Here is a 5,266-nt window from a genome sequence, read left to right as displayed (position 1 = left end):
ATGCGATCGGCGAAGTTGCGGAACACTCTTCCGGTCTTTACGGAACGGTCGCCGCGACGGAAGATCAATCGAAGATCGCCGCGCATCATATTTACGGTTACGCCTTCGATTATTATAAAGGCTCAGTTCATTCCAATCTTCTGAAAATTCCGGAATTGGATTTGGTTTCTCTTCGTTTGGCCGAAACTCCGATGGATCTTTCGGACGATCCGTCGAAAGAATACGAGGAGATCGTATTCTTAGATCGAAAGAAAAGAAAATATAAGAAATGTATAATAAAGGAAGATCGATTGGTCGGCGCGATTTTAATCGGGGACAAATCCAATCTTCAAGAATTCAGAGATTTGATCGTAAGCGGAATAGAACTCGGAGAAAGAAGAGACCTACTTCTTTCCGGAAACTCGAGCGCAAGAAAACCGGTGATAGGTAAATTGATCTGCTCCTGCAACGGCGTTGGAGAAGGCAATCTCTGCGAAGATATCAAAAACGGAATCAAAACTTTGGAAGAACTCGGAAAATCAACCGGTGCGGGAACAGGCTGCGGAAGCTGCCGCCCTGAAATTTCGAAAATTCTAAAATCCAATGTAGCGATGAGTGAAAGCGAAAAATGAATTTAAAAAAAATTAATCTCAAAAGGTTCGAAATTGAAATTTCAAAAAAAGAAAGCCGGCGCGCTTTTAATTTTATCGTTTGTTTCTTTTTCCATCGCAATCCAAGCGCAGGAAAAAACGGAAACATCTTCACCTAACGTTCAAAACAATCCGACTCCGTTAACGAGTCAAACGACCGCGGAAAAACAGGAAACGATTCCCCCTAAGGATCCTCCGAAAAAAGAATTACCTTGGTTTGAAACGATCAAATTCGGAGGTATGATCCGAATTCGTCCGGAGGCGAAATACAATTACGATTTTGATAGATTCAAAAATGATAATGTTTCATTCGTAGGCGCAAAAGCCCAGATCTGGCTGGAAAAAGATATTTCAGAAAAAACGAAAATAAGAATTACTTTGCAGGATTCGGCGCTCTGGGGCGGAGAAAAAGGTTCTTATTCCGGCTTGGATACGGCAAACGATAACACGAGACAATCAGTTGGGATCCGAGAAGCATGGGTCGAATCCAAGGAATTATTGGGTCCGATCACCTTACAAGCAGGAAGGCAGATTCTAAAATACGGAGACGAAAGATTGGTCGGCGCATTGGATTGGACAAACGTCGGACGTAGTTTTAACGGATTTCGTTTTAAGTTAGATAAGGAATTATTTTCATCGCACGCTTGGGTTATGATCGTAGGAGAACAGGACTCCGATATAGTCGGGAACACTTCTTCTCTCGGTAAAAAAAATTCTTTCCCGGCGCAATACAATTGTCCCGTAAATGCGAACGTCCCCTGCAAACTTACTGCGGATATTCCAAGACAACAGCAAGGAGATTCCACCTTCACGGGATTTTACAATACGATCAAATTTTCAAAACATCTGCATCTGGACGGGTATTATATCGGCCTTTATAAAAAATGGCTTCCTCAGAACAACCCCGCGATCCTTCTACTTTCGAATCCGGAAACTGTGCCTCGGGATTCCAGATACGATCAACTTCATACGTTCGGATTCAGAATTACAAATAGAACTACGAAGGATAAAAAATCGGAAACTCCTCTCGATTTTTCTTTCGAATACTCGGCTCAAACCGGAAGGACAGGCTGGAACGTGACCCCGGGTTGGGATTCCTTAAATACGAACGTTTCCACCGTGGACCCTCTTACCGGACAAACTATTACAAAAAGCTTATATAGAGAAAGACAATCCTACGACGCTTTCGCCTACGCTTTGGATATGGGTTATACGCTCGGCGCTTTCCGTTTCGGCGCAGAATACGACGTCGCAAGCGGAGATCCTAATCGCAAAGACGGCAAGGTCGCCACCTTCTCCAATTTGTTCCACTCCAACCACATTTTTTACGGAGAAGCCGATCAAGTCAGTTGGGTTAACATGATCGGGAAGTCCGCAAATCTCACTTGGGACGGCGGTGAAATGGGAAAATTAAGAATCGCTTATTGGATCGTCGACAAACAGAAACTGCAAGACGGCTGGTATGATATAACCGGAACTTTAAAGGACGGAGCAAGTACGGAATCCTATTCGAACGATCGATTCAAAAATCCGTATCTGCAAAGTGAAAAAGGCGCGGAGTCGCAAAGAGCGGTTGGAACGTTGGGAAAAAACTTATTTAGGGAAATCGATGTAATCTATACTCTCAAATACAAAGATATCATTTGGGCGATGGGTTATAGCTGGATTTTCGCGGGCGATGCAGTTCGAGGAAAAGTAAACGATACGACGATTTCTCCGGAGTTTAGAAAGACGAGCTTCTTACCACAGGCCCAGTTCGCTTATCTTTCAATGACGGCTCAATTCTAATTCGATTTGTAAAATTCTAAATCGATCTGAATCATCCTTATGTTTCCCGAAGTAGGGATGATTCTTTCGATCTCCGTCAATCATATAAGAATTTTTGAAGTTACTTTAAAAAGCAGATTCTATCTTAAAAAATTTATCCTCTTCGAATCTTACATCTTTTGATGAATTCAAAAATCGAATCCAAAGGAAAATCCGTCCGTTCTTTTATCCTTGTAAAAATAGGTCATTTTTAAAATGTAGTAATATAGCGTGTCTCATCCACGCAGACACAAAATATCTCCTGATTCCAGCCTTCCTCTCGTTTTAATTGGCTTTTTGATCTTCCGGATAGTTCATCTTGAAAATTCAAAGTATTAGAGGTTCCCGGAATATGGGATGATTCAATACTTTAAAAGGAACATCTATGAAGAAACTCAAGTTTAGTGAACTAAACTTATCGACCGAAATCCAAAATGCAATCGCAGAAATGGGATTTGAAGAAGCGTCCCCGATTCAATCGGAGGCGATTCCCGTCATTTTAAAAGGGAAGGACATCATCGGACACGCTCAAACCGGAACGGGTAAAACCGCCGCGTTTGCAATTCCGACGATTGAAATGTTGGAAGTAAATTCCAGAAGCCTACAAGCATTGATTCTTTGCCCGACGCGAGAACTGGTAATTCAAGTCAGCGAACAATTTAGAAAGCTAATGAAATACAAAGGAAACTTTGAAGTCGTTCCGATTTACGGCGGACAAGAAATCGACAGACAGTTGAGAGCGCTTAGAAAAAATCCCCAAATCGTAATCGCAACTCCCGGAAGAATGATGGACCACATGAGACGCGGTTCACTTCACCTGGATGAAATCAAAATTGTGGTGTTGGACGAAGCGGACGAGATGTTGGATATGGGTTTCAGAGACGATATGGAAATCATTTTGAAGGAAACGCCGGCGGAACGTCAGACTATCATGTTCTCCGCAACGATGACCGACGACATTTTGAATATGATGAAACGTTTTCAAAAAAGTCCGCAGATTATCGACGTAACTCATCAGAGACTCAGCGCTCCGAAAATTGAACAGATTTATTTTGAAATTCAAGAGAGCGCGAAAGGCGAAGCTCTTGCGAGGTTGATCGAACACAGAAACATCAAACTGGCTCTTGTTTTTTGTAATACAAAAGCTCAAGTCGACACTTTGGTCGAATTATTAAAATCGAGAGGATACTTTGCGGAAGGTCTTCATGGAGATCTCAACCAAAAGCAGAGAGATAAAGTGATGAACGGCTTTCGAAACGGAACCATCGAGATACTCGTTGCGACCGACGTAGCGGGAAGAGGAATCGACGTAAACAACGTGGAAGCCGTGTTTAATTACGACCTACCGAGAGACGGAGAGGATTACGTACATAGAATCGGAAGAACGGGACGCGCCGGTAAAAAAGGAATCGCATTCTCTTTTATCGTTGGAAAACAAATCTACAATCTCAAAAAAATCGAACGCGCTAACGGAGTAAAAATTGAACCCGGGAAAATACCGACGTTAGACGATCTCGAAGAAACAAAAATTCATTCCTATACGACAAAGATTAGAGGTCTTGTCGACGCGGGTCATTTGAGCGAATACGTAAATCAGATCGAACGTCTGATGGGAACAGAATATACGGCTCTCGATATCGCCGCGGCTTTATTCAAACTTACGATTCATAAAGAAAGCGGAACCTTTGATCCGAGCGTAAAGTTCGAAGCGGAACAACGTTTCGACGATAGAAAATCTTCGCGTAAATCCGGCGGTTACAATCGTGATCGAAAGTATTCCGGAAAACAGAGCGGGGGCGGTTTCGGCGGTGGTTCACGTTCCAAATTCGGAGGCGGAGGCAGCGCCGGTTCCCGAAGTGGCGGTGGGGATCGAAGCAAAAAATCCGGCCCTCCACCTTACAAGGCAAAGAAGAAATAAGAATTTTGCAAAAACCTCGCCCTAACAAAGCGAGGTTTTCTTTTATAGGAGTTCCTACAAAAGAATCTTTTTTGATTTTTCTATGGAAGAGATAAGAATTTCCGAAATTGTATGACCTTCGGACTTAAAGTCCGAAATCAAGGAATTCTCGATATGATATCCTTTGTCGGAACAAGTAATCCTTTAGAAAATTCTTCTTGAAATAAAAAATATTATTTTCCAAAGACGTTTTCTTAAAATCAGTTTTCCCTCTAAAATTCTCCTGGAAGCGTCCGGATTTTGCCGAAGATTTAAGAAGAATCCAAAACTCTCAGCGACGATTCAAGATATGATCCTAAAACGTATTCTTATATTACTTAAATTTCTCGTTCTACTTTTTGCTTTTTGGATCGGAGTAGAATCTACGACGCTTATCTCTCAGGACCAGGAAGACCCTTCTCTCAATCTACGAACCGTCCCTTTCTGGAAAGGGGAAGTCGAGGCCGTTTATCGAGGAAAGGGAAAAGTAAAAATTCGAATCCGTCGAGGCTCCGTTTTTTACGGAAAAGAAGAAGAAGAAATCAAAGCAATCCTTGCAAGAAGAACGGAATACCCCGTTTTACAAAACAATCCCGAAAAAGAAATCGGTTCGTTTTCCATCAGGCAAATCTCTGTCGCTTATCAATCCACGTCTCGAGGAAGAAAGGCGAATGAGGTGGAACTCTTCGGGTCTTTTTCAGCGAACGCCGGCATTCCTGAAAGTCTCCTCACCGCAGGAACATTCATACAAGACTACAAACAGGAAGTCGCTTACGTGGAGCCTGGCGCCTTTTTTACGGATGAAAGAAGAAGAACACGTCCAGCGAAACAACTACGACATCCGAAGGACGGGAAAGAAATGGTCTTGGTTTCCGGAGGATACGAGCAAAACGGA

General features: G+C 42.7%; 3 protein-coding genes and 1 pseudogene. All 4 read left to right on the top strand.

The features are described 5' to 3' along the window. A partial coding sequence (locus tag CH376_RS23355) for a (2Fe-2S)-binding protein (RefSeq protein ID WP_207769159.1) occupies positions 1-611 on the top strand: 611 nt, incomplete at its 5' end. A 33-nt stretch (positions 612-644) separates the two neighbouring features. Then, complete coding sequence (locus CH376_RS23350) at positions 645-2,417, top strand: alginate export family protein (protein ID WP_207769158.1); 1,773 nt, start codon at positions 645-647, stop codon at positions 2,415-2,417. 403 nt (positions 2,418-2,820) lie between these two features. After that, positions 2,821-4,353, top strand: a complete 1,533-nt coding sequence (locus CH376_RS23345; RefSeq protein WP_100788539.1) for a DEAD/DEAH box helicase — start codon at positions 2,821-2,823, stop codon at positions 4,351-4,353. A 328-nt stretch (positions 4,354-4,681) separates the two neighbouring features. Then, a pseudogene (locus tag CH376_RS23340) lies at positions 4,682-5,266 on the top strand (formylglycine-generating enzyme family protein); the annotation flags it as partial.

Origin of the sequence: Leptospira adleri, from assembly GCF_002811985.1 — a bacterium.
Classification (GTDB): domain Bacteria; phylum Spirochaetota; class Leptospiria; order Leptospirales; family Leptospiraceae; genus Leptospira; species Leptospira adleri.
Note: the sequence above shows the minus strand (reverse complement) of the source record. Positions and strands in the feature narration are given on the sequence as shown.

Coding starts and splice junctions, on each gene's coding strand:
- CH376_RS23345 (WP_100788539.1), top strand. CDS start 2,821: ATGAAGAAACTCAAGTTTAGTGAACTAAACTTATCGACCGAAATCCAA.